This is a genomic window from Stenotrophomonas maltophilia (assembly GCF_013464915.1).
In the GTDB taxonomy this organism is placed as follows: domain Bacteria; phylum Pseudomonadota; class Gammaproteobacteria; order Xanthomonadales; family Xanthomonadaceae; genus Stenotrophomonas; species Stenotrophomonas maltophilia_AT.
The window spans coordinates 1-20,880 of record NZ_RAVT01000040.1; the positions used below are offsets into that span (position 1 = coordinate 1).

At 66.1% G+C, this 20,880-nt stretch carries 23 protein-coding genes; 10 read left to right on the top strand and 13 right to left on the bottom strand.

Going from position 1 to position 20,880, the window contains the following annotated elements:
• Window positions 1-40: 40 nt before the first annotated feature.
• Window positions 41-889 carry an endonuclease/exonuclease/phosphatase family protein gene (locus D7T59_RS13895; protein ID WP_180851764.1) on the bottom strand — a complete coding sequence of 283 codons (849 nt, stop codon included), beginning with the start codon at window positions 887-889 and terminating at the stop codon, window positions 41-43.
• 163 nt (window positions 890-1,052) lie between these two features.
• Between D7T59_RS13895 and D7T59_RS13900 the strand changes: the two genes are divergently transcribed.
• A complete protein-coding gene (locus D7T59_RS13900; RefSeq protein WP_032129657.1) occupies window positions 1,053-2,618 on the top strand; it encodes a POT-type proton-dependent oligopeptide transporter in 1,566 nt (521 codons plus the stop codon).
• Between the two features lie 7 nt (window positions 2,619-2,625).
• A complete protein-coding gene (locus D7T59_RS13905; protein WP_010486760.1) occupies window positions 2,626-3,252 on the top strand; it encodes a rhomboid family intramembrane serine protease in 627 nt (208 codons plus the stop codon).
• 43 nt (window positions 3,253-3,295) lie between these two features.
• Here the strand turns inward: D7T59_RS13905 and D7T59_RS13910 are convergent, their stop codons facing one another.
• Entirely contained in the window at window positions 3,296-3,457 is a 162-nt protein-coding gene (locus D7T59_RS13910; RefSeq protein ID WP_180851762.1) for a hypothetical protein, read from the bottom strand.
• A gap of 209 nt (window positions 3,458-3,666) precedes the next feature.
• Here D7T59_RS13910 and D7T59_RS13915 point away from each other — a divergent pair, with 209 nt between their 5' ends.
• The 3 genes from D7T59_RS13915 to cfa are packed head-to-tail and all read left to right on the top strand — an operon-like array spanning window position 3,667 to window position 6,023.
• Entirely contained in the window at window positions 3,667-3,969 is a 303-nt protein-coding gene (locus tag D7T59_RS13915) for a GNAT family N-acetyltransferase (RefSeq protein WP_006455911.1), read from the top strand.
• 37 nt (window positions 3,970-4,006) lie between these two features.
• On the top strand, window positions 4,007-4,888 hold the full coding sequence (locus D7T59_RS13920) for a DUF3298 and DUF4163 domain-containing protein (RefSeq protein ID WP_180851760.1): 882 nt from the start codon (window positions 4,007-4,009) through the stop codon (window positions 4,886-4,888).
• A gap of 19 nt (window positions 4,889-4,907) precedes the next feature.
• A complete protein-coding gene (cfa, locus tag D7T59_RS13925) occupies window positions 4,908-6,023 on the top strand; it encodes a cyclopropane fatty acyl phospholipid synthase (RefSeq protein WP_164135976.1) in 1,116 nt (371 codons plus the stop codon).
• A 175-nt stretch (window positions 6,024-6,198) separates the two neighbouring features.
• Here cfa and D7T59_RS13930 read toward each other — a convergent pair whose 3' ends face one another.
• Window positions 6,199-8,367 (bottom strand): M3 family metallopeptidase, encoded by a 2,169-nt coding sequence (locus D7T59_RS13930; RefSeq protein WP_180851758.1) that lies wholly within the window; start codon window positions 8,365-8,367, stop codon window positions 6,199-6,201.
• 176 nt (window positions 8,368-8,543) lie between these two features.
• On the opposite strand from D7T59_RS13930, the gene D7T59_RS13935 reads away from it, so the two are divergent.
• The gene (locus D7T59_RS13935; RefSeq protein ID WP_180851756.1) at window positions 8,544-9,029 is read left to right on the top strand and encodes a glutathione peroxidase; all 486 of its coding nucleotides are present in this window, start codon (window positions 8,544-8,546) and stop codon (window positions 9,027-9,029) included.
• Between the two features lie 33 nt (window positions 9,030-9,062).
• Here the strand turns inward: D7T59_RS13935 and D7T59_RS13940 are convergent, their stop codons facing one another.
• The 5 genes from D7T59_RS13940 to D7T59_RS13960 all read right to left on the bottom strand — a co-directional run bounded on the left by D7T59_RS13940 (window position 9,063) and on the right by D7T59_RS13960 (window position 14,142).
• Window positions 9,063-9,617 (bottom strand): TlpA disulfide reductase family protein, encoded by a 555-nt coding sequence (locus tag D7T59_RS13940; RefSeq protein ID WP_164135980.1) that lies wholly within the window; start codon window positions 9,615-9,617, stop codon window positions 9,063-9,065.
• Between the two features lie 168 nt (window positions 9,618-9,785).
• Window positions 9,786-10,565, bottom strand: coding sequence for a ferredoxin--NADP reductase (locus D7T59_RS13945; protein ID WP_164135981.1), 780 nt, complete (start codon window positions 10,563-10,565; stop codon window positions 9,786-9,788).
• 80 nt (window positions 10,566-10,645) lie between these two features.
• The gene (locus tag D7T59_RS13950) at window positions 10,646-12,517 is read right to left on the bottom strand and encodes an ABC transporter ATP-binding protein (RefSeq protein ID WP_180851754.1); all 1,872 of its coding nucleotides are present in this window, start codon (window positions 12,515-12,517) and stop codon (window positions 10,646-10,648) included.
• 242 nt (window positions 12,518-12,759) lie between these two features.
• Window positions 12,760-13,209, bottom strand: coding sequence for a carboxymuconolactone decarboxylase family protein (locus tag D7T59_RS13955; RefSeq protein ID WP_053509636.1), 450 nt, complete (start codon window positions 13,207-13,209; stop codon window positions 12,760-12,762).
• A gap of 36 nt (window positions 13,210-13,245) precedes the next feature.
• Window positions 13,246-14,142, bottom strand: a complete 897-nt coding sequence (locus D7T59_RS13960) for an RNA polymerase sigma-70 factor (RefSeq protein WP_180851752.1) — start codon at window positions 14,140-14,142, stop codon at window positions 13,246-13,248.
• A 147-nt stretch (window positions 14,143-14,289) separates the two neighbouring features.
• Between D7T59_RS13960 and D7T59_RS13965 the strand changes: the two genes are divergently transcribed.
• The 3 genes from D7T59_RS13965 to D7T59_RS13975 all read left to right on the top strand — a co-directional run bounded on the left by D7T59_RS13965 (window position 14,290) and on the right by D7T59_RS13975 (window position 16,962).
• On the top strand, window positions 14,290-15,807 hold the full coding sequence (locus D7T59_RS13965; protein WP_049434851.1) for a fumarate hydratase: 1,518 nt from the start codon (window positions 14,290-14,292) through the stop codon (window positions 15,805-15,807).
• Between the two features lie 122 nt (window positions 15,808-15,929).
• Window positions 15,930-16,268, top strand: a complete 339-nt coding sequence (locus tag D7T59_RS13970) for a hypothetical protein (RefSeq protein WP_164135984.1) — start codon at window positions 15,930-15,932, stop codon at window positions 16,266-16,268.
• A gap of 58 nt (window positions 16,269-16,326) precedes the next feature.
• A complete protein-coding gene (locus D7T59_RS13975) occupies window positions 16,327-16,962 on the top strand; it encodes a glutathione S-transferase family protein (RefSeq protein WP_164135985.1) in 636 nt (211 codons plus the stop codon).
• Window positions 16,963-17,123: 161 nt separating this feature from the next.
• Here the strand turns inward: D7T59_RS13975 and arsC are convergent, their stop codons facing one another.
• From arsC to D7T59_RS13990, 3 genes are all read right to left on the bottom strand, one after another.
• Window positions 17,124-17,465 carry an arsenate reductase (glutaredoxin) gene (gene arsC / locus D7T59_RS13980; RefSeq protein WP_164135986.1) on the bottom strand — a complete coding sequence of 114 codons (342 nt, stop codon included), beginning with the start codon at window positions 17,463-17,465 and terminating at the stop codon, window positions 17,124-17,126.
• Window positions 17,465-18,619 carry a phospholipase A gene (locus D7T59_RS13985; RefSeq protein ID WP_005413953.1) on the bottom strand — a complete coding sequence of 385 codons (1,155 nt, stop codon included), beginning with the start codon at window positions 18,617-18,619 and terminating at the stop codon, window positions 17,465-17,467. The genes arsC and D7T59_RS13985 overlap by 1 nt, the downstream gene beginning before the upstream one ends.
• A gap of 119 nt (window positions 18,620-18,738) precedes the next feature.
• Window positions 18,739-19,224, bottom strand: a complete 486-nt coding sequence (locus D7T59_RS13990; RefSeq protein WP_049429424.1) for a DUF456 domain-containing protein — start codon at window positions 19,222-19,224, stop codon at window positions 18,739-18,741.
• A 236-nt stretch (window positions 19,225-19,460) separates the two neighbouring features.
• On the opposite strand from D7T59_RS13990, the gene D7T59_RS13995 reads away from it, so the two are divergent.
• Window positions 19,461-19,670: a cold-shock protein gene (locus D7T59_RS13995; RefSeq protein ID WP_005410290.1), complete on the top strand. Its 210-nt coding sequence runs from the start codon at window positions 19,461-19,463 to the stop codon at window positions 19,668-19,670.
• A gap of 73 nt (window positions 19,671-19,743) precedes the next feature.
• On the opposite strand, the gene D7T59_RS14000 is transcribed toward D7T59_RS13995, so the two are convergent.
• The gene (locus D7T59_RS14000; RefSeq protein WP_005410289.1) at window positions 19,744-20,238 is read right to left on the bottom strand and encodes a glycine zipper 2TM domain-containing protein; all 495 of its coding nucleotides are present in this window, start codon (window positions 20,236-20,238) and stop codon (window positions 19,744-19,746) included.
• 136 nt (window positions 20,239-20,374) lie between these two features.
• Window positions 20,375-20,809 (bottom strand): cytochrome c, encoded by a 435-nt coding sequence (locus tag D7T59_RS14005; RefSeq protein WP_180851750.1) that lies wholly within the window; start codon window positions 20,807-20,809, stop codon window positions 20,375-20,377.
• Between the last annotated feature and the right edge of the window lie 71 nt (window positions 20,810-20,880).

Sequence of the window (20,880 nt, forward strand, 5' to 3'; positions counted from 1 at the left end):
CTCGGGTACCACACGATTGCCGGCCAGCGGCCGGCACTACCTATTCCGCGGTGGCCGTTTCGCCCTGCAGGCGCAGGGTGGCCATCACGCCCAGGCGCAGGCCGGGCAGATCGCCGTCGGCGGGCAGCAGGATCGGCTGCTGGCGGATGCCGCCGAAGTGCTTGACCTGGAACAGCACGTCCAGGCCATGACCACTGGCGCCGCCGCCGCTGGCCGCCGGGGGCTCGGGGCGGCCGCCCGGGTTGCGCCGGGCCGGCTGGAAGCCGGGGGTACTGCGTACCAGTTCCACGGTGTTGGCGGAGAAATCACCCGCGATCAGGCTGGGCATGCCCTCGGCAGTAGCGCCGATCCAGGTCATCAGGTCGCTGGTCTGGTGCTGGCGGGCGGTGGTTTCATCCGGATCCGGGCGCAGCCGCGCCACATAGATGTTGACCAGCGCCTCGCCCAGCTTCAGCCGCATCATGCCGGCAGCGCTGAAGGTACCGGGCGGGTGCAGCAGGGTCACGCCATCCTCGCTGACCGGCAGCCGGGTCAGCATGGCGTTGCCATGCCGCAGCGGCTGGCTGGGCGGGTCTGCGGTAACGAAGTCGCAGCTGTAGCGCAGCCGGCTTGCCAGCCAGCAGGCCGGATTGCGGCCTTGCTGCTGCAGCACCTGCTGCACCGAGATCACGTCCGGCTGCAGGTCGGTGAGCAGCTGCGCCACCTGCTCGCGGCGCTGCTTCCACTGCGCGTCATCGCGGCTGGGTAGTTCCAGGGCGGCCACCGTCAGCTGGCGCGCCTCGCCCTCATTGGCGGCAGAGGCCGGTGCCTGCGGCCGCGCCTGGGCCTGCAACGCCAGCACCAGCACGAGGCTTCCGAGCAGGAGACGGGCGTGGGCGAGGGGGCGCATAACGATAAGTTTACGCTTTTGTCGTGCAGGTGCCGTGACTTCCGGCATGTAGTGTCGCTGCCTGCCATGGATTGGCACCGTTGTCATGCAGCCCTGCAGCGTGCTTCGCAAGCCCCGGTTCCGGTAACCTTGCGCCTTTCGCTTTGCAGGAATGCCTTACAGGATGAGCCACGACGCAGTTGCCCCCATCGCCGGCCAGGGAAAGATGCCGCGCCAGATCCCGTACATCATCGGCAATGAGGCCTGCGAGCGGTTCAGTTTCTACGGGATGCGCAACATCCTGGTGCAGTTCCTGATCACCTCGCTGCTGCTGCAGGAAATCACTGCGGAAGGCCGTGCCGGTGAAGCCAAGGACATCATGCACAGCTTCATGATCGGCGTGTATTTCTTCCCGCTGCTCGGTGGCTGGCTGGCCGACAGGTTCTTCGGCAAGTACCACACCATCCTCTGGTTCAGCCTGGTCTACTGTGCCGGCCACCTGTGCCTGGCGCTGTTCGAGAACAGCCGCGAGGGCTTCTTCCTCGGCCTGGGCCTGATCGCGCTCGGTGCCGGTGGCATCAAGCCACTGGTGGCCTCGTTCATGGGCGACCAGTTCGACCAGAGCAACAAGCACCTGGCCAAGATCGTCTTCGACGCCTTCTACTGGATCATCAACTTCGGCTCGCTGTTCGCCTCGCTGCTGATCCCGCTGGTGTTGAAGAACTGGGGCCCGCAGTGGGCGTTCGGCATCCCGGGCATCCTGATGTTCATCGCCACCTTCGTGTTCTGGCTGGGCCGCAAGCGCTACGTGCTGGTGCCGCTGCCGCCGAAGGATCCGCATTCGTTCGCCAACGTGGTGCGTACCGCACTGACCACGCGCGTGGCCGGCCAGGGCCGTCCGGGCCTGGTGATCGCCGTGCTCGGCCTGGTGCTGGCAGTGGCCTCGTTCGGCCTGGTTGGCTCGCTGGGCATCGTCATCTGCCTGTGCCTGGCGCTGGTATCGATCCTTGCCGGTATCGGCGGTGGCACCTGGCTGCAGCTGGATCGCGCCCGTGGCCAGCATCCGGCCGAAGCGGTTGAAGGTGTGCGCTCGGTGCTGCGCGTGCTGGTGATCTTCGCCCTGACCACGCCGTTCTTCTCGCTGTTCGACCAGAAGGCCTCGACCTGGGTGCTGCAGGGCCAGCAGATGCAGATGCCGAGCTGGTTCACCGCCTCGCAGATGCAGGCGCTGAATCCGCTGCTGGTGATGATCCTTATCCCGTTCAACAACCTGGTGCTGTACCCGGCCCTGCGCCGCTTCGGCTTCGAGCCGACCGCGCTGCGCCGCATGACCGCCGGTATCGCCTTCAGCGGCCTGGCCTGGATCGTCGTCGGCGGCATCCAGGTGGTGATGGACGGTGGCAACGCCATGTCGATCTTCTGGCAGATGCTGCCGTACGCGCTGCTGACCTTCGGTGAGGTGCTGGTCTCGGCCACCGGCCTGGAGTTCGCCTACAGCCAGGCGCCGCAGGCGATGAAGGGCGTGGTGATGAGCTTCTGGAACCTGACCACCACCATCGGCAACCTGTGGGTGCTGCTGTCGAACGCTGCCGTGCGCAACGATGCCGTCACCCACAAGATCGCCAGTACGGGCCTGAGCGAGGCGGCATTCCTGATGTTCTTCTTCGCCGGTTTCGCCTTCGTCGCGGCGTTGGCCTTCGGTTGGTACGCGAAACGCTATCGTATGGTCGACAACTACCGTAGCGCCTGAGCCTGACATGACCCCCGTCAATCTGCTGTTGATCGCCATCACCGCCATCCTGTCGTGGATGGCGTTCAACAACCGCAAGCTGGCCGACCGCCTGATCCTGTGGCCGCCGGCCATCGACCGTCACCGCCAATACGACCGGTTGGTGACCTATGGCTTCATCCACGCAGACTGGTCGCACCTGATCTTCAACATGATCACCCTGTTCTTCTTCGGGGGATTCATCGAGAGCGTGATGGTGCAGCTGACCGGCAGCTACCTGACCTACCCGGCGTTCTACATCGGTGCGCTGCTGGTCTCGATCCTGCCCAGCTACCTGAAGAACCAGAAGAACCCGAACTACCTCAGCCTCGGCGCGTCCGGGGCGGTGTCGGCGGTGCTGTTCGCCTTCATCCTGATCAAGCCGTGGTCGATCATCCTGGTGTTCTTCATCCCGGCGCCAGCGATCGTCTATGCCGCGTTCTACGTGGGCTACAGCATCTGGATGGACAAGCGCGGTGGTGATCGCATCAACCACAGCGCGCACCTGGCCGGTGCGGCATTTGGCGTGATCTTCATGCTGGCCATGCAGCCGAGCATCTTCACCCACTTCCTGCGCGAACTCTCCAACCCGACCTTCCGCCTCGGCGGCGGTTGATGGCGGGAGCGGGGCGGATCGGCAGCGATCCGCCCCGGCAGGCTCAGGCCGCGGTCTGCTGGCCGTAGGTGTCCAGCAGGCGGGCGAACACTTCCTCGCCGATGCGCTGGAAATCCTGGTCTTCGGTCTGCCCTTCCACCGCCAGCTGCAGCAGGCCCTCCAGCAGGGCGCGGTCGGTGTCGGAATGGGAATCGCTGGGGTGCATCGGGGCCTCCGCGGTGATGCGCATGGTCAACGGTCGCAAGGGCCGTGCCAGCCTGGCCGTACCCCTCCATAGGCGATAGCGGCCGTCCTCCCTCCAGCTTGAGGGTCGGAAACTGACGTGAATGGATTGGACTTGCCCCTGTTCAGGCTTCACGCGATCATGGCGCCCGGCTGCGCACCATCCACGCAGTCGCCGCAGGAGACAGTTCCATGGCTTCGGTCACGCCCCCCGGTCTGGCCTACGAGGTCGAACACGACCTGGCCAACCATCGCTTCACCGCCCGTGTGCGCGGACAGCTGGCGGTGCTCGATTACCAGATCAAACGCAGGCGCATGGTCATCACCCACACCGAAGTGCCCGAGCCGATTGCCGGCCGAGGCATCGCCGGTGAGCTGACCCGCGTGGCGCTGCGTTTTGCCCGCGAGCAGAAGTACAAGGTGGTGCCGGCGTGCTCCTACGCCGAGGCCTTCCTGCAGCGGCACGAGGAGTACCACGACCTGCTCGTTGGCTGAATGCCAGCGGGCCACGCTTCAGCCACGGCAGGCGATGATGTACAAACATGAACAGGGGATCCCGATGAAGATTGGAAACAACCGGCCATTGCGCGGCAGCGTGCTGGCCGGCGTGGTGGGCGTGCTGTTGCTGGCCGGTTGCCAGCGCGAGAGCGAGCCGGCTCCGGCGACCGATGCGGCCCCCGCCGCCGAGGCCACCGCTGCGGGTGAGACGCCGGCCACGGAGGCGCCGCTGGACCTGCGCGACGTGATCGAGAACAACGAACGCGAAGTGGTGGGCATCAGCTACCCGGCCGGCATTGACCGTTACCCGGGCCTGGCGCGCGCGCTGCAGGACTATGCCACCAGCGCGCGCAGCGACCTGCAGCAGGCGCTGGACGGGCTTGGCAACGACAAGCCGACCATGCCGTACGAGCTGTCGCTGAGTTTCGAGAAGCTGCTGGAAACCCCGCAGCTGGTGGTGGTCAGTGCCGATGGCAGCCGCTACACCGGTGGCGCCCACGGCGAGCCGCTGGTGGCCCGCTTTGTATGGCTGCCGCAGCATCAGCAGATGCTCAGCGCCGAAAAGCTGGTGGCCGATGCCAAGGGCTGGAAGGCGATCAGCGATTTCGTCGCCGACCAGTTGCGCGAACGCGTGGCTACCCGCCTCAGCGGCGAGGACATGGACCCGGCCCAACTGCAGGAATCGCTGCGCAACGCATCGCGCATGATCGCCGACGGTACCGGCCCGCAGGCCGACAATTTCAGCCAGTTCCAGCCCCTGACCAACGACAAGGGGCAGATCACCGCACTGCGCTTTGTGTTCCCGCCGTACCAGGTGGGTCCATACTCGGACGGCACCCAGACCGCCGATGTACCGGCGGCGGTGCTGTTGCCGCACGTGGCCAAGGACTACGTGGAGCTGTTCGCACGCGGTTGACCGCAGTCGAGGAGGTGGCGTGGATACAGGGTTGCAGGAGCGGGTCGCCGGCCTGCTGCAGGAAGCCGGGGTCCGCATCGGCGGTACCCAGCCACAGGACATCCAGGTGCATGACCCGCGCTTCTTCGCGCGGGTCATGGGCCACGGCTCGCTGGGCCTCGGCGAGAGCTACATGGAGGGTTGGTGGGATGCCAACGTCCTGGATGAATTCCTCGTCCACCTGATGCGGGCGCACCTGGACGAACGGGTGCACGGCTGGCGCGAAGTGGCAGACGCGCTGAAGGCGCGGCTGTTCAACCTGCAGGCCGGGCAGGGCAGCTACGAGGTCGGCCGCCGCCATTACGATCTCGGCAATGATCTGTACCAGGCCATGCTCGGCCAACGCCTGGTGTACAGCTGCGGCTATTGGCGCAATGCCGGTGATCTCGATGCCGCGCAGGAGGCCAAGCTGGACCTGGTCTGTCGCAAGCTGGGCCTGCGCCCGGGGCAGCGCGTGCTGGACATCGGCTGCGGTTGGGGCGAAGCCCTGAAATTCGCCGCCGAGCGCTACGGTGTGAGTGGCGTCGGCGTGACCATTTCGCAGGAACAGGCCGAGTTCGCCCGCGAACTGTGTGCCGGCCTGCCGATCGAGATCCGCCTGCAGGACTATCGCGAACTGGATGAGCCGTTCGATGCGATCTTCTCGATCGGCATGTTCGAGCATGTCGGCGACAAGAACTACGCCAGCTTCTTCGAGGTGGCCCGGCGCTGCCTGTCGTCGCGCGGGTTGCTGCTGCTGCACACCATCGGTACCAACATCTCGCGGCATCGTACCGATCCGTGGATCGCGCGCTACATCTTCCCCAATTCGATGCTGCCGTCGGCGGTGCAGATCACCAGGGCGTTCGAAGGGCGCTTCGTGCTGGAGGACTGGCACAACTTCGGCACCGACTACGACCTGACCCTGCAGGCGTGGCGGCGCAACGTGGAAGCGGCCTGGCCGCAGCTCGACGCCGGTTACGACGAGCATTTCCGGCGCATGTGGCGCTTCTACCTGGCCGGGTCGATGGCCACCTTCCGTTGCCGGCACGCGCAGCTGTGGCAGCTGGTGCTGTCGCCGGAGGGTGTGCCGGGTGGGTACGTGGCGCCGCGTTGACAGCCAGTAGATCCACGCCATGCGTGGATGGACGATGCCGGGGTTCATGGCCCGGAAGGATCGTGCCGGCCAACGGTCGGCAGCCACCCGTAGATCCACGCCATGCGTGGATGGCGCAACGAAAAAACCGCCCGGTCTCCCGGGCGGTTCTCGTTTCACGCTACCGCGCGGGCGATCAGTTGCCGGCGCCGGTCAGGCCACGCTTTTCCAGCAGCGGCTCGATCTGCGGCTCGTGGCCGGCGAAATCGCGGAACAGCTGCATCGCATCCACGCTGCCGCCCTTGGACAGCAGGGTGGCGCGGAAGTGGTCGCCGTTCTTGCGGCTCAGGCCACCGTTGTCCTTGAACCACTTCTGGGTGTTGGCGTCGAGCACTTCCGACCAGATGTAGGCGTAGTAGCCGGCCGAGTAGCCGCCCATGATGTGGCTGAAGTACGGGGTCTTGTAGCGCGGCGGAACCGGCGCGTAGTAGATGCCGTCCTTCTCCAGTGCGGCGCGCTCGAAGGCCATCACGTCCTTGGCGGCCGGCACCTGGTCGGCGCCGATCTGGTGCCAGCGCTGGTCCAGCATGGCCGCACCCAGGTACTCGGTGGTGGCGAAGCCCTGGTTGAACTTGGCAGCGGCCAGCACCTTGTCCAGCAGCGCCTGCGGCATCGCCGAACCATTCTGGTAGTGCTTGGCGTAGTTCTTCAGGATGACCGGGTTGTCCGACCACATCTCGTTGACCTGCGAGGGGAACTCGACGAAGTCACGCGGCACCGAGGTGCCCGAGAAGTACGGGTACTTCACGTTGGAGAACATGCCGTGCAGGGCGTGGCCGAACTCGTGGAAGGTGGTGTTCACCTCGTCCCAGGTCAGCAGAGTCGGCTGGCCGGCCGGCGGCTTCGGGATGTTCAGGTGGTTGGCGACCACCGGCTTGAAGCCGGTCAGCTTGGACTGCGAAACGTAGGAGTTCATCCACGCACCACCGCGCTTGGAGGCGCGTGCATACGGGTCGAAGATGAAGATCGCCAGCTGGCTGCCGTCGGCGTCGAACACGTCGTAGACGGTGACGTCATCGTGGTAGACCGGCAGGTCGGTGCGCTGCTTGAAGGTCAGGCCGAATTCCTGGCCGGCGGCGTAGAACACGCCGTTCTCCAGTACGTTCTTCATTTCGAAGTACGGCTTCAGCTGCGACTCGTCGAAGTTGTACTTGGCCTGGCGCACCTTCTCGCTGTAGAAGGCCCAGTCCCACGGTTCCAGCTGGAAGGTCGGCTTGCGCGCGGCCTTCTGTTCCTTGTCGATCATCGCCTGCAGGTCGGCGGCTTCGCGCTTGGCGTTGGCCACGGCGGCCGGAGCCAGCTTGCCCAGCATTGCGTTGACCGCTTCCGGGGTCTTGGCGGTCTGGTTGGTCAGGTTGTAGGCGGCGAAGTTCGGGAAGCCCATCAGCTTGGCCTTGTCGGCACGCAGCTGCATGATGCGCGAGACCAGCGCGGTGTTGTCGAACTCACCGCCGCGGCTGCCGCGGCTGACCGATGCTTCGTAGATCTTCTGGCGCAGGGCGCGGTTGGCCAGGTTGGTCAGCGGCGGCTGGCCGGTGGTGTTGAGCAGGGTGATCACGTACTTGCCGTCCTGGCCGCGGGCCTTGGCGGCTTCGGCAGCGGCGGCGATCTGCTCCTTGGACAGGCCGTCCAGTTCCTTGACGTCGTCGACGGTGATCGCCGAAGCGTTCACTTCCGACTGCACGTTCTGGCTGAACCTGGTGCCCAGGTTGGCCAGCTCGGCGTTCATCTCCTTCAGCTTGGCCTTGTCGGCCTCGGACAGCTTGGCGCCTGCGCGCACGTAGTTGTCGTAGTACTTCTCGACCAGGCGCACGCCCTCGGCGTCCAGGCCCAGCTGGCTGCGGGTGTCGTACAGCGCCTGGATGCGGGCGAACAGCTTGCCGTTCAGCGCGATCGCATCGCTGTGCGCGGCGAACTTCGCCGAGTAGTCGGCCTGCAGCTTCTTGCGGGTGTCGTTGGTATCGGCGCCCACCAGGCTGAAGAACACGGTGGTCGCGCGGTCGAGGATGTCACCGCTCTTTTCCAGGGCGATGATGGTGTTGTCGAAGGTCGGCTTGGCCTTGTTGCTGGCGATGGCCTCTACTTCCTTCAGCTGCTGCGCCATGCCGGCGTCGAAGGCCGGGGCGAAGTCGCTGTCCTTGATCTTGTCGAACTGCGGGAAGTGCAGCGGCAGCGGGCTTTCGGCGAAGAACGGGTTGGCCTGCTGGGCGGCGGTGCTGGCGGCCGGGGTGGCGGCGCCGGCCGAGAAGGCGGGCAGGGCAAGGCCGAGGGACATGGCCACGGCAAGGGCAAGGCGAGTGGTCAAGGTAGGAACTCCGGTAAGGCAAACAAGGGCCCGAGGGTAACCCGGCCGGCCGCGCCTGCACTTGTGTCAAAAGGCATGCTGGCAATGCCAGCGGCGGTGGAGCCAGCCCATGGATGGCTGCCAGGGACGTGGCTACCCCGGTACCATGCGGGTGTCGTCTTTCCGGGCCCACTTCCATGACCACCGCCTACGATTTCAGCTTCAACGACCTGGACGGCCAGCCGCAGGCCTTGGAGCGGTACCGCGGCAAGGCGCTGCTGCTGGTCAATGTGGCCAGCAAGTGTGGTTTCACCCCGCAGTACGAGGGGCTTGAGGCGCTGTGGCGCGAGTACGGCCCGAGAGGCCTGGTGGTGATCGGCTTCCCCTGTGACCAGTTCGGTCACCAGGAACCAGGCAATGCCGAGGAGATCCGGAGTTTCTGCTCGCTGACCTATGCAGTGGACTTCCCGCTCTCGGAGAAAATCGAGGTCAACGGTGACGGCGCGCATCCGCTGTGGAAGTGGCTGAAGGCCGAGAAGACCGGGCTGCTGGGCCTGAGCGCGATCAAATGGAACTTCAGCAAGTTCCTGATCGGACGTCAGGGGCAGGTGCTGGGGCGCTATGCACCTACCGACAAGCCGCAAAGCCTGCGCGGGGATGTCGAGAAGGCGTTGCAGTCCTGAGCATGCGGGCGTGTTCTCCTGCTTGAGGACGGATCAGCCCTGCGGCGGACGGTTACGCACCTCTTCAGGGAGTTGGGCCAGGATGGCGTCAATCACCTTGGGCAGGCTTTCTTCGGAGTAGCCGCGGTGGATATGGGCAATCCGGCCGTCCTGTCCGATGATGAACATGTGCGGGATGGTCTGGATGCCGTACTGGTCGCTGACCTCGCCCTTGGCGTCGTGAATGTAGTCCAGTACCGGCGCATTGCGGTTGCGTATCACGCTGATGAAGTCGCGACGCGGTTCCTTGAAATTGACCGCATACACCTGCAGTGCGTCGCGCCCGACCACCCGCTGCAGGTTGCCCAGCATGGGCAGTTCCTTGCGGCACGGGCCACACCAGGACGCCCAGAATGTCACGATGACCACTTTGCCTCGCTGGGTGCCGAGATCGACCAGGTTGCCATCGCGATCCTTGCCCAGGATTTGCGGAGGTACTTCGTTCGGGCGCGGGCGCGAAGCCGGGTCGACGGGCGCAGCGGTGGCGACCCCACTTGCCGCCAGCAGTGCGACGGCCAATACCAATACACGACGAAGCATCCTGATCATCGTTGTTCCAGGTAGGGACGGGCTCACTGCCCGCCGGGCTCGGAGCATACGCAATTGCGGGAAGCGCGCGAATCCCCTCGGCCCCGCGATGGCCACGCCCGGGTGGGCCGGGCGCAGGCCCGGCGCCATTCAAGCCGAGCATGGGCCCGGCTCTACAGCTGCAATGCCTTATTTCTCGACGAACGCGCGTTCGAACACGTAGTGGCCCGGCTGGCCGATACGCGGCGAGACCTGGAAGCCGCGCGCGTCAAGCACGCTGCGCAGGTCGGCCAGCATCTGCGGGCTGCCGCAGATCATCGCGCGGTCGTTCTCCGGGCTCAGTTCCGGCAGGCCGAGGGTGCGCTGCATTTCACCGCTTTCCATCAGCGAGGTCAGGCGGCCCTGGTTGGCGAACGGCTCGCGGGTGACGGCCGGGTAGTACAGCAGCTTGTCGCCGATCATCTCGCCGAGGAACTCGTGCTCACGCAGTTCCTTCTCGAAATACTCGCGGTAGGCGAGATCCTTTTCGTAGCGTACGCCGTGGCACAGGATCACCTTCTCGAAACGCTCGTAGGTTTCCGGGTCCTTGATGACCGACAACCACGGCGCCATGCCGGTGCCGGTGCCCAGCAGGTACAGGTTCTTGCCGGGGTGCAGGTCGCTGATCAGCAGGGTGCCGGTGGGCTTCTTGCCGACCAGCACCTTGTCGCCCGGCTTGATGTGCTGCAGGCGCGAGGTCAGCGGGCCGTCCTGCACCTTGATGCTGAAGAACTCCAGGTGCTCTTCCCAGTTGGCGCTGGCGATGGAATAGGCGCGCAGCAGCGGCCGCGCTTCGGTTTCCAGGCCGATCATCACGAACTGGCCGTTCTCGAAGCGGAAACCGCTGTCGCGGGTAAGGGTGAAGCTGAAGTAGGCGTCGGTCCAGTGGCGGACCTCAAGCACCGTTTCGGCGCCGAAAGCGGAGGACATGGGCGTATCTATCGGAAGTCGTCGGGGGTGATTCTATCTCAAATGAGACAGGTTCTCATTAGGCGGAACGAGAGGCGTTCTCAGCGGTAACCCGCTGCCTGCAGCTCGAACAGCTCGGCGTACCGCCCTCCTTGGGCCATCAGCTGCTCATGGGTGCCGCTGGCCTCGATGCGGCCATCGGCCAGCACCAGGATGCGATCGGCCATGCGTACCGAAGAGAAACGGTGGGAAATCAGCACTGCGGTACGATTATCCGCCAGCTCCCTGAACCGCTGGAACACTTCGAACTCACTGCGCGCATCCAGCGCTGCGGTTGGCTCATCCAGGATCATCACCTGCGCATTGCGCATCCATGCGCGGGCAATGGCGATCTTCTGCCACTGGCCACCGGACAGGTCCACGCCCTGCTTGAAGCGGCGGCCGATCAACTGGTCGTAGCCGCCGGGCAGGTCGTCGATCACTTCCTCGGCCATGCCGCGCCGCGCGGCGTCGGCGATGCGCGCCTGGTCGTCCATCGCCTCGACCTGGCCGACGCCGATGTTCTCGCCGGCGCTGAGGTTGTAGCGCACGAAGTCCTGGAAGATCACCCCGAGGTTGGCGCGCAGGTCGTCCAGATCGTAGTCGCGCAGGTCGCGACCATCGAGCAGGATGCGGCCTTCGTCCGGTTCGTACAGCCGCGCCAGCAGTTTCACCAGCGTGGTTTTGCCGGCGCCGTTCTCGCCGACCAGGGCCAGCACTTCGCCGGCCTGCAGCTGGAAATCAAGGTGGCGCACCGCCCATTGCTCGGCATCGGGATAGCGGAAGCCGACGTTCTCGAACACGAAGCCCTGCTGGATCGGCTGCGGCACGCGCACGGCACCTTCGCGCGAGTGGATTTCCGGCTGGATCTGGAAGAACGAGAACAGGTCATCCAGGTACAGCGCCTGGCTGGCCACCTGCGAGAACCCGATCAGCAGCCCTTCCAGCAGCTGGCGCAGGCGCAGGAAGCTGCCGGCGAGGAAGGTCAGGTCGCCGATCGAGAAGTCGCCGCGCACCGTGCGCCAGGCAATGTAGGCATAGGCGGTGTAGTAACCCAGCGTGCCCAGCGCGGCCAGCAGCGTGCCCCAGAACGCGCGGCGCCGGGCCAGGGCGCGGTTGGCCTGGAACAGCGCCACCGACAGCCGCCGGTAGCGTTCCACCAGGAAGCGGTGCAGGTTGTAGATCTTCACTTCCTTGGCCGTTTCCACGCTTGCACCGAGCTGGCGCAGGTAGTCGAGCTGGCGGCGCTCGGGCGTCCACTGGAAGTTGAGGCTGTAGCCGGCCGCGTTGAAGTGCGATTCGCCGATGAAGGCCGGCACCAGCGCCAGCGCCAGCAGCAGGATCAGCCACGGCGCGTAGACCAGCAGGCCGACGGCGAGGCTGGCCACGGTGATCGCATCCTGCACCTGGCCGAACAGCTGGCTCATCAGGTTCATCCGGCCCATGGTCTGGCGCCGCGCACGGTCCAGCTTGTCCTGCAGGTCCGGGTCTTCGAAGTCCTCCAGGTCCAGCGTTGCGGCGTGTTCCATCAGCCGGATGCTGGTGACGTTGGCGAACAGTTCCGAGAGCAGGGCATCGGCGTAGCTGACCAGGCGGCCGAGCAGATCCGAGGCGATGGCCAGGCCGAGTTCCAGCGCCAGCAGGCCCAGCAGCGGATTCAGCACACCACTGGACAGTGCCTCGCCCAGCGGCGGGAAACCGGCATCGTGCTGGCTCAGGTGCAGGGCGCTGTCGATGATCAGCTTGCCGACGTAGAGCATCGCCACCGGCAGCAGCGCACGGATCAGGCGCAGCCCCAGGCTGGCCAGGGTGAGCGCGGGGCTGGTCTGCCAGACCATGCGCAGGAACGGCGGCAGGTTGCGCATCGCCCTGAAGCGCTGGCGCAGGCTGGGTTTCTTCGCGGCGGCAGCGCCAGCGGTGGGGGAAGCAGGCATGCGCGTATTGTGCGCGCCGGACGCGTGCAGATGGGGTCAGTGCAGGCGTGTGGCCGCGCCGGGGTCAGATCCCTTTGCGGCGCAAAGGGCTCTGACCCCATCAGCCCGGATCGGGTCAGAGCCCTTCGCGTGGCGAAGGGATCCGACCCTGCCGCATCCACGCATGGCGTGGCTCTACCGTGTCGACCAAGGTCGACACCTACCAACCGTTGCAGGAACCTGACCCGCCCGGCCAGACCCCTTTACGGCAGCGGCGGCAGCAGCCCTGCACCCAGCCGGTTCCAGGCATTGATCACCGCAATGCCCATGCTCAGGTCGCTGATGCCCTTCTCATCGAAGTGCGGTGCCAGTGCATCGAACGCCGCCTGCGACGGCGCGCCGTCGGTCAGCCGGGTCAGCGCCTCGGCCCAGCCCAGCGCCGCGCGTTCGCGCGCATCGAAGAAGCGGCTTTCGTGCCACGCGGGCAGGGTGTCCAGCTTGCGCGGCTCGATGCCGCCCTTGCGCAGCGCGGTGCCGTGCATGTCCATGCAGTAGCCGCAGCCGTTGAGCTGCGACACACGCAGGAACAGCAGTTCCATCAGGGTCGGGTCGATCGAACTGTCATGCACCGCCTTGCTGGTAGCCAGCAGGCCCTTGAAGGCCTCGGCGGCCAGGCGGGTGTAAGGGACGCGGGGAGAGGCGTGGTCGGACATTTTCGGCTCCACGGCGGCCACGGCGGCCGCCTTTCACTACCAGGACGCCGTACCGTCGCCGCGCGTGACAGCATCCGGCAGCTTCTGCGGATTCAGCACGCTGTACACATTGGCAATACGGCCATCGACCACTTCGATGGTGGTGATCGAGTGCAGGCGATCGCCCTGGAAGCGCAGGATCGCAGGCTCGCCGTTGACGTAGCCCAGCTGCGCCGGATGCGCCGCGCCACGGCGGGCGATGGCCCAGAACAGACGTCCGATGCGTTCGGCGCCCAGCAGGGGCCGCACCGCCGCAGTAACCACGCCACCGCCGTCGGAAACCAGCAGCGCGTTGGCGTGCAGCAGGGCCTGGATCGCCTCGCTGTCGCCACGTTGCGAGGCATCCATGAAGCGCGCCAGCAACTGCCGGTGCTGGCTGGCGTCGGCGTTGAAGCGCGGCCGCCCGGCCTGCAGGCGCTGCCGCGCGCGGTGCACCAGCTGCCGGCAGTTTGCCTCGCTGTGGCCGAGCAGGTCGGCGATCTCGCGGTAATCGTGATCAAAGGCCTCCTTCAGCAGGAACGCGGCGCGTTCTTCGGGGCCCAGCTGCTCAAGCAGGGTCAGGAAGGCGACCGAGACATCGTCGGCCAGCGCGTGCAGCTGGGCGGGGCCGGGCGCGGGGTCGGGCTCCAGCGTGACCGCCAGCGGCTCGGCCAGCCACGGGCCAACGTAGTGCACGCGCTCGCGCTTGGCCGCGCGCAGCCGGTCCAGGCCGAGCCGGGTAGTGGTGGTGACCAGCCAGGCCTCGGCATCGCGGACGCCGGCCGGATCGGCGCCGGACCAGCGCAGCCAGGCATCCTGGACCACGTCTTCGGCATCGGCGCGGCTGCCGAGCAGGCGGTAGGCCAGGGCCATCAGGCGCGGGCGGTGGGTCTGGAAGGCGGTTTCGGCGTTCATGTGGGCAAGGACGCCGCAGTGGCGCGTGGCGTGACAGAGGGCTTGCGCGGATATTGCCGGCCAGCGGCCGGCACTACCACCCTGCGGCCGGGGGAGGGGGTAAAATGGTGGGATTACCCCCGCCAGCCTCCAGCAAGCGAGCAAGTCGTGACATCGATCAAGCAGGAAGACCTCATCCAGTCCATCGCCGACGCGCTGCAGTACATCTCGTACTACCACCCGGTCGACTACATCAAGAACCTTGCCGCCGCCTACGAGCGCGAGGAGTCGCCGGCCGCGAAGGAAGCGATGGCGCAGATCCTGATCAATTCGCGGATGTGCGCCGAAGGCCACCGTCCGATCTGCCAGGACACCGGCATCGTCACCGTGTTCCTGGAAATCGGCATGGACGTGCGTTGGGATGACGCCACCATGGGCGTGGAAGACATGGCCAATGAAGGCGTTCGCCGCGCCTACATGCACCCGGACAACAAGCTGCGCGCTTCGGTGCTGGCTGATCCGGCCGGCAAGCGCATCAACACCAGGGACAACACCCCGGGCGTGGTCAACGTGAAGGTGGTGCCGGGCAACACCGTCGACGTCATCGTCGCCGCCAAGGGTGGTGGTTCGGAAGCCAAGACCAAGTTCGCCATGCTCAACCCGTCCGACTCCATCGTCGACTGGGTGCTGAAGACCGTGCCGACCATGGGCGCCGGCTGGTGCCCGCCGGGCATGCTCGGCATCGGCATCGGTGGTACCGCCGAGAAGGCGATGCTGCTGGCCAAGGAAGCGCTGATGGAGCCGATCGACATCACCGAGCTGCAGGCCCGTGGTGCGTCCAACCGCATCGAAGAGCTGCGCCTGGAGCTGTACGAGAAGGTCAACGCACTGGGCATTGGCGCGCAGGGCCTGGGCGGCCTGACCACCGTGCTCGACATCAAGATCAACGACTACCCGACCCACGCGGCCAACCTGCCGGTGGCGATGATTCCGAACTGCGCTGCGACCCGCCATGCGCATTTCACGCTGGATGGCAGCGGCCCGGTGATGCTGGACCCGCCGTCGCTGGAAGACTGGCCGAAGCTGACCTACGATTCGTCCAAGGGCACCCGCGTGGACCTGGATACGATCACCCCGGAAGATGTGGCCAGCTGGAAGCCGGGCCAGACCCTGCTGCTCAACGGCAAGCTGCTGACCGGCCGCGACGCCGCGCACAAGCGCATGGTCGACATGCTCAACAAGGGCGAGGAGCTGCCGGTCGATCTGAAGGGCCGCTTCATCTACTACGTCGGTCCGGTCGATCCGGTGCGCGACGAGGTGGTGGGCCCGGCCGGCCCGACCACGGCGACCCGCATGGACAAGTTCACCCGCCAGGTGCTGGAGCAGACCGGCCTGCTGGGCATGGTCGGCAAGGCCGAGCGCGGCCCGGCGGCGATCGAAGCGATCCGTGACAACAAGTCGGCCTACCTGATGGCGGTCGGCGGTTCGGCCTACCTGGTGTCCAAGGCGATCAAGGCGGCCAAGGTGGTCGGTTTCGCTGACCTGGGCATGGAAGCGATCTACGAGTTCACCGTGCAGGACATGCCGGTGACCGTGGCGGTCGATTCCACCGGCGAGTCGGTGCACAAGACCGGCCCGCGCGAATGGCAGGCCCGCATCGGCAAGATTCCGGTGGTGGTGGAGTAAGCCTTCCACCCCGGGCCAGACAACGGCGCCTGTGTGGCGCCGTTGTTGTGTTGGCAGAAGGATTAACGCGCCTGTAGCCGTTGTTCTGCTACGGGCGGCGCACCTTCGCACAGGACGTGTCCATGGCCCTGCATCGATTCATCGTGGTGGGCGTGCTGCTGGCCCTGGCCGGCTGCAGTACCCCGGCGTCGTACGAAGGCGCGGATTTCCCTGCATCGGCGCAATGCCGCGTGCAGTGCCAGGCTGGCTATCGCAGCTGCATGGCGCAGAATGACTCCCTCGGCAGCCGCCAGAGCAATTGCGAGCAGCAGGTGGTGCCGGCGCCGGACAAGCGCTGCAAGGACGTGGACAACCCGGACCTGCGCCGTGCCTGCGAACTGAAGACGCATGACTGCACGATGCGCGCGCCGATGATGTCCTGTGGCGAACGCCGGGATTCCTGCATGAGCAGGTGCGGCTGAGCAACGAGCGCGCGCGTGGGCGCATAATCGGCTGATCCATCTGCACAGGATCTTCCGCATGAGCACCACGCTGTATGGTTCGACCAGTACCGCCGCCCTGGTCGTGCACTGGCTGCTGATCGAGCTGGGCATCGAGCATGAACTGGTGCTGCTGGATTTCGACACGCGCGAGCACAAGTCGGCGCAGTACTTGGCGCTCAATCCGGCCGGTGTGGTGCCGACACTGCTGATCGATGGCCTGGTACTGACTGAAGCGGCGGCCATCGCGCTGTATCTGGCCGATCGCCATCCGGACGCCGGCCTGCTGCCCGCAGTAGGCACACCGCAGCGCGCCGATGCCTATCGCTGGATGTTCTGGTGCGCCAATACGCTGCAGCCGGCCTACCGTGCCTGGTTCTATCCGAACGAGGTGGCGGGCGAGGCGAACGTCGAGGCCAGCCGCGAGATGGCACGTCGGCGTCTTGAAGCGGCCTGGCAGCATGTCGCCGCGCACCTGCAGTCACAGGGTCCGTACCTGCTGGGCGCCACGCCCTGCGTGGTCGATTACATGCTGGTGATGCTGATGCGCTGGTCGCGCAACATGCCCAAACCCAGCGACACCTGGCCGGTACTGAAGGCGCATGCCACGTCGATGAAGGCGCGCCCTGCGTTCGCCGAGGTGTACCGCCGCGAAGGCATCACCGACTGGCTGTAAGCCAGCCGGAGGGAGAGGCGTCCGGGTAGAGTCGACTGTCAGTCGACTATCGCACGCAGTGCGGGCCGTTCCGCAGAAGCATATGAAGGATGGGGGAGTCGACCAACAGTCGACTCTACCAACAGACTTCGCCGCCCGCGGCGAAGGCGAGGCGGTGTGGGTTACAGGATCTCCAGCACCGTTTCCGGTGGCCGGCACAGGCGCGTGCCCTTGGCCGTTCGCACCACGGGGCGGTTGATCAGCCGCGGGTGCTCGGCCATCGCCGCCAGCAGCGTGGCCTCGTCCGCATCTTCCAGGCCCAGTTCGGTGAACTGCGCTTCCTTGCTGCGCACCAGCGCCTGCGCGTCCAGCCCGGATTCGGCCAGCACCTGGCGCAGCACGGCGACGTCCGGCGGGCTGTCCAGGTAATCGACCACCACTGGCTCGAAGCCGGCATCACGAATCAGCTTCAATGCGCCGCGCGAGTTGCTGCAGGCCGGGTTGTGCCAGATCGTCACGTGCATCAGAACCACTCCAGCAGGGACACGCCCACGCCCACGTAGGTGGCCTTGTGGTTGTAGTCGATCAGGCTTTCGCCGTAGCCGTCGAACACCTGTACATGGCCGCGCAGCAGGTTGCTGATCGGGAAGCCGTAATCCAGCTGCAGGGCACCGTGCGAGCGGCTGCCGGTGCGCAGCGAATGGCGCGCCATCAGCGAGACCTCGTGGCCGTTGCGGTTCCAGGTCAGGGTCGCATCACCGCGGCCCATGTAATCCTCGATGTCCGGGTTGTTGTCGTCGCTGCGGGTCTCGGGAATGCGGTACCAGGGGCGCAGCACCAGTGCCCAGTTCTCACGGTCCAGGCCGATGTTGAGCATCACCCGGTTCCAGCTGCGCGACAGCGGGTCGGCGCGGCCGTTGGACTGGTGGTTCAGCGCGATACCGGTCATGCGCCCGCGCCAGCCACCGATCGAGTAGCCGTTGCGGAACACCATCATCACTTCCGGCTCGTAGTTGGTTTCGCGGAACGGGCGCGAATCCTCGCCGTTGTAGGCCTGCCAGCGCGAGCTCTGGGTGTAGCCGGCCCAGATGTCGCCGTTGTCGCCGAACAGGTTCTCGGCGATCTTGGTCTTGAAGCTGATCTGGAACTTCAGTTCGGCACTGTCCAGCACCTGCGGCGTGGTGACCGTGTTGGCCGGATTCGGCGAATGCGGCGTGGTGTTGCGATCACTGGTCCAGAACGCCGGCAACAGGTACACCGGCTTGTAGGCGCGCAGCTGGAACGGGCCGAGCTTGGAGTCTTCGGCCAGCTCCCAGCGGCTGTCCAGTAGCGAGCCACGGCCGGCATTGGCCAGTGCGCTGTCAGGGGCTGCTGGACGGAACAGGTCACTGACCCGCTCGCGCAGTTTTTCCTCGCCTTGGCTCACGCGCGCAGTCTGGCGTTCTTCGCGACGGGCCTGCGCGGCCGCTTCGGCCGCAGCGTCGGCCTCGGCGGTGGCCTGCGGGGTACGCCCGAACTGGCGGTCATAACAGGCCAGGCGGGCAGCATCGGTGGTAATCGCCGCGCACGCGGCAGGCGAGGCTTCGGCACTGGGCGCGAACTCCTGCGCGGCCAGCGGCGCACTGGCCAGGGCCAGCGCCAGCGGCGCGAGGCGGGGAAGCAACGGAGACAGGGTCATTGCAACAGGCCCTTCGGTGAATACGGGAATCGCACAGTGTGGCGGCTGCACCGGATCACGGCCAGCCCCCACGGTTTATGCACGGCCACCGCGTGCGTGTGGCGTGAAGGCGAGGCCGCTCACAGGAACCAGGCGAACGCAAACAGCCCCAGCATCGCGATCACCACCGCCAGCTTCAGCGCCAGGCCGAGCAGGATGCCAAGCCATGTGGCCAGGCCAACCTTGGTCGAGCGCCCCAGTTCGCGGGTGTGCCAGTACTCGCCCAGCAGGGCGCCGATCAGGGGGCCGGCGAACAGGCCGATCGGCATGAAGAACAGGCCGACGATGCTGCCGACGAAGGTTCCCCACAGTGCCTTGCGGCTGGCACCGACCCGCTGCGCTCCGACGACGGTGGCCAGCACGTCCACCAGCAACGAGAGCAGGGTCAGTACCCCCAGCGCAACCAGGGTCGGCCAGCCGACGTGGGCGAAGCCGTCCGCCCAGGCCGCCAGCAGCAGCCCGATGAACACCAGCGGGATCCCGGGCAGGGCCGGCAGGATGATTCCGGCGATGCCGACAAGGACAAAAATGACCGCTAGCAGATATAAGATGAATGAGAGTCCCATGCTGTCCCGTATGGTGGCCGTTTTGGGGTTGACAGTGAAAGATTTTGCCAGTTGCTTTTTCGTTTTGGGCGGGTTAAGTTGCAGTCGCTGAGCTTGGCAAGGTCACCGTGGATCGTGGCCTGATGAAGCAAGATCTTCCCGATCCGCTGCATCGATGCACCTCGCTTCCCCCTTGCTTGTCAGCCGCCCACCAGGCGTTTCCTACAACAAGAGAGAGTCACCAGGGAGTTAGTGAGATGTCTGATCGCGAGACCGGTACCGTCAAGTGGTTCAACGATGCAAAGGGCTTCGGCTTCATCAGCCGTGAAAACGGCGAAGACGTGTTCGTGCACTTCCGTGCCATCCAGACCCAGGGCTTCAAGAGCCTGAAGGAAGGCCAGAAGGTCACCTTCACCGTCGTGCAGGGCCAGAAGGGCCTGCAGGCCGACGCCGTGCAGCCGACCTGATCGCGCTGCAAGCCGTCACATGAAAAAGGCCCGCGCAAGCGGGCCTTTTTCTTTGCCGTCGGCCCGGTGCAGGTCAGCGCAGGATGACCTTGCCGTTGACTACGCGCACGTAGGTGTTTTCGCGGATGCCGCCGAGGTCGCGCTGGTTGACCACGATGGTGCGGCCATCATCCATACGCACGCTGATGTCGTAGGTATCACTGGTTACATTCTTCTGGATCTGGTTGCCGGCCAGCGCACCACCGACCGCGCCTGCGGCCGCAGCGATGTTCTTGTTGCCACGGCTGCCGCCGGTGTGATCGGAGATCTCATGGCCGGCGACGGCGCCGACGATGCCGCCGAGGATGGCGCCGGTCGCGCTGGGCGCGGTGCGGCCTGACGGCACGGTGTTGATGCGGGTGACGATGCCGCAGTCGGCGCAACGGCCCTGGTTGTAACCGCCGTTGTTGCCGTAGCCGCCATTGTTGTAGCCGTTGTTGTAACCACCGCCACCGTAGCCGGGCGAGGTGGCACAGCCAGCCAGGGCGAGGGTAGCGATGGCGCTGGCGGCAATGAGCTGGATCTTCATGGGGCGTCTCCTGGCCGTGAAGGCGGGTGCGTTGGGTGGTACTGCGTCATGCAGCAGGGTGGACGAATCCTCTCCTTTCGAACGTGAACGACGCGCCAACCGTGCATGGCTTGCCCGGCTGCAGGATGAATGCGGCTCAGCGGAAGTCCTGGTGGCAGGCGCGGCAGTCGGCCTGCAGGGTTTCCACCACCTTGGCCAGAGCGGTGCAGTCGCTGGGCGGCGCCGCCAGCGCGGCGTTGAGGTTGCCACGCAGCTGGCTGGCGTGCTGCTGGAACCGGCCGTTGTCCTTCAGCCCGGGAAAGGCCAGGTCGAGGTCGTTGGACAGAAGGCGCAGGGCCTGCAGCCGCGGCACGCTGTCGGCCAGGCTGCAGCGGTTCTGCTGCTGGGCCTGCTGCAGCAGCTGCGATTGCCGCTGCATCACCTGCATCAGGCTGTCCGGGAACGGGTCGCGGCGGGCCTGCAGGGCGCGGCCGACCATGACCGTGGCGGCCAGGCCGATCAGCAGGCCCAGGCACAGCACGAACAGGTAGCGATGGGCAGTGGACGGGTGGCGGGGCGGGCTGGCGTTCATGGCGGGCTCTCCGGGCGTGCAACGGTGGGTTCGATGCCGGCGCGCTGCAGGCGCTGGCGCCTGCACGTTAA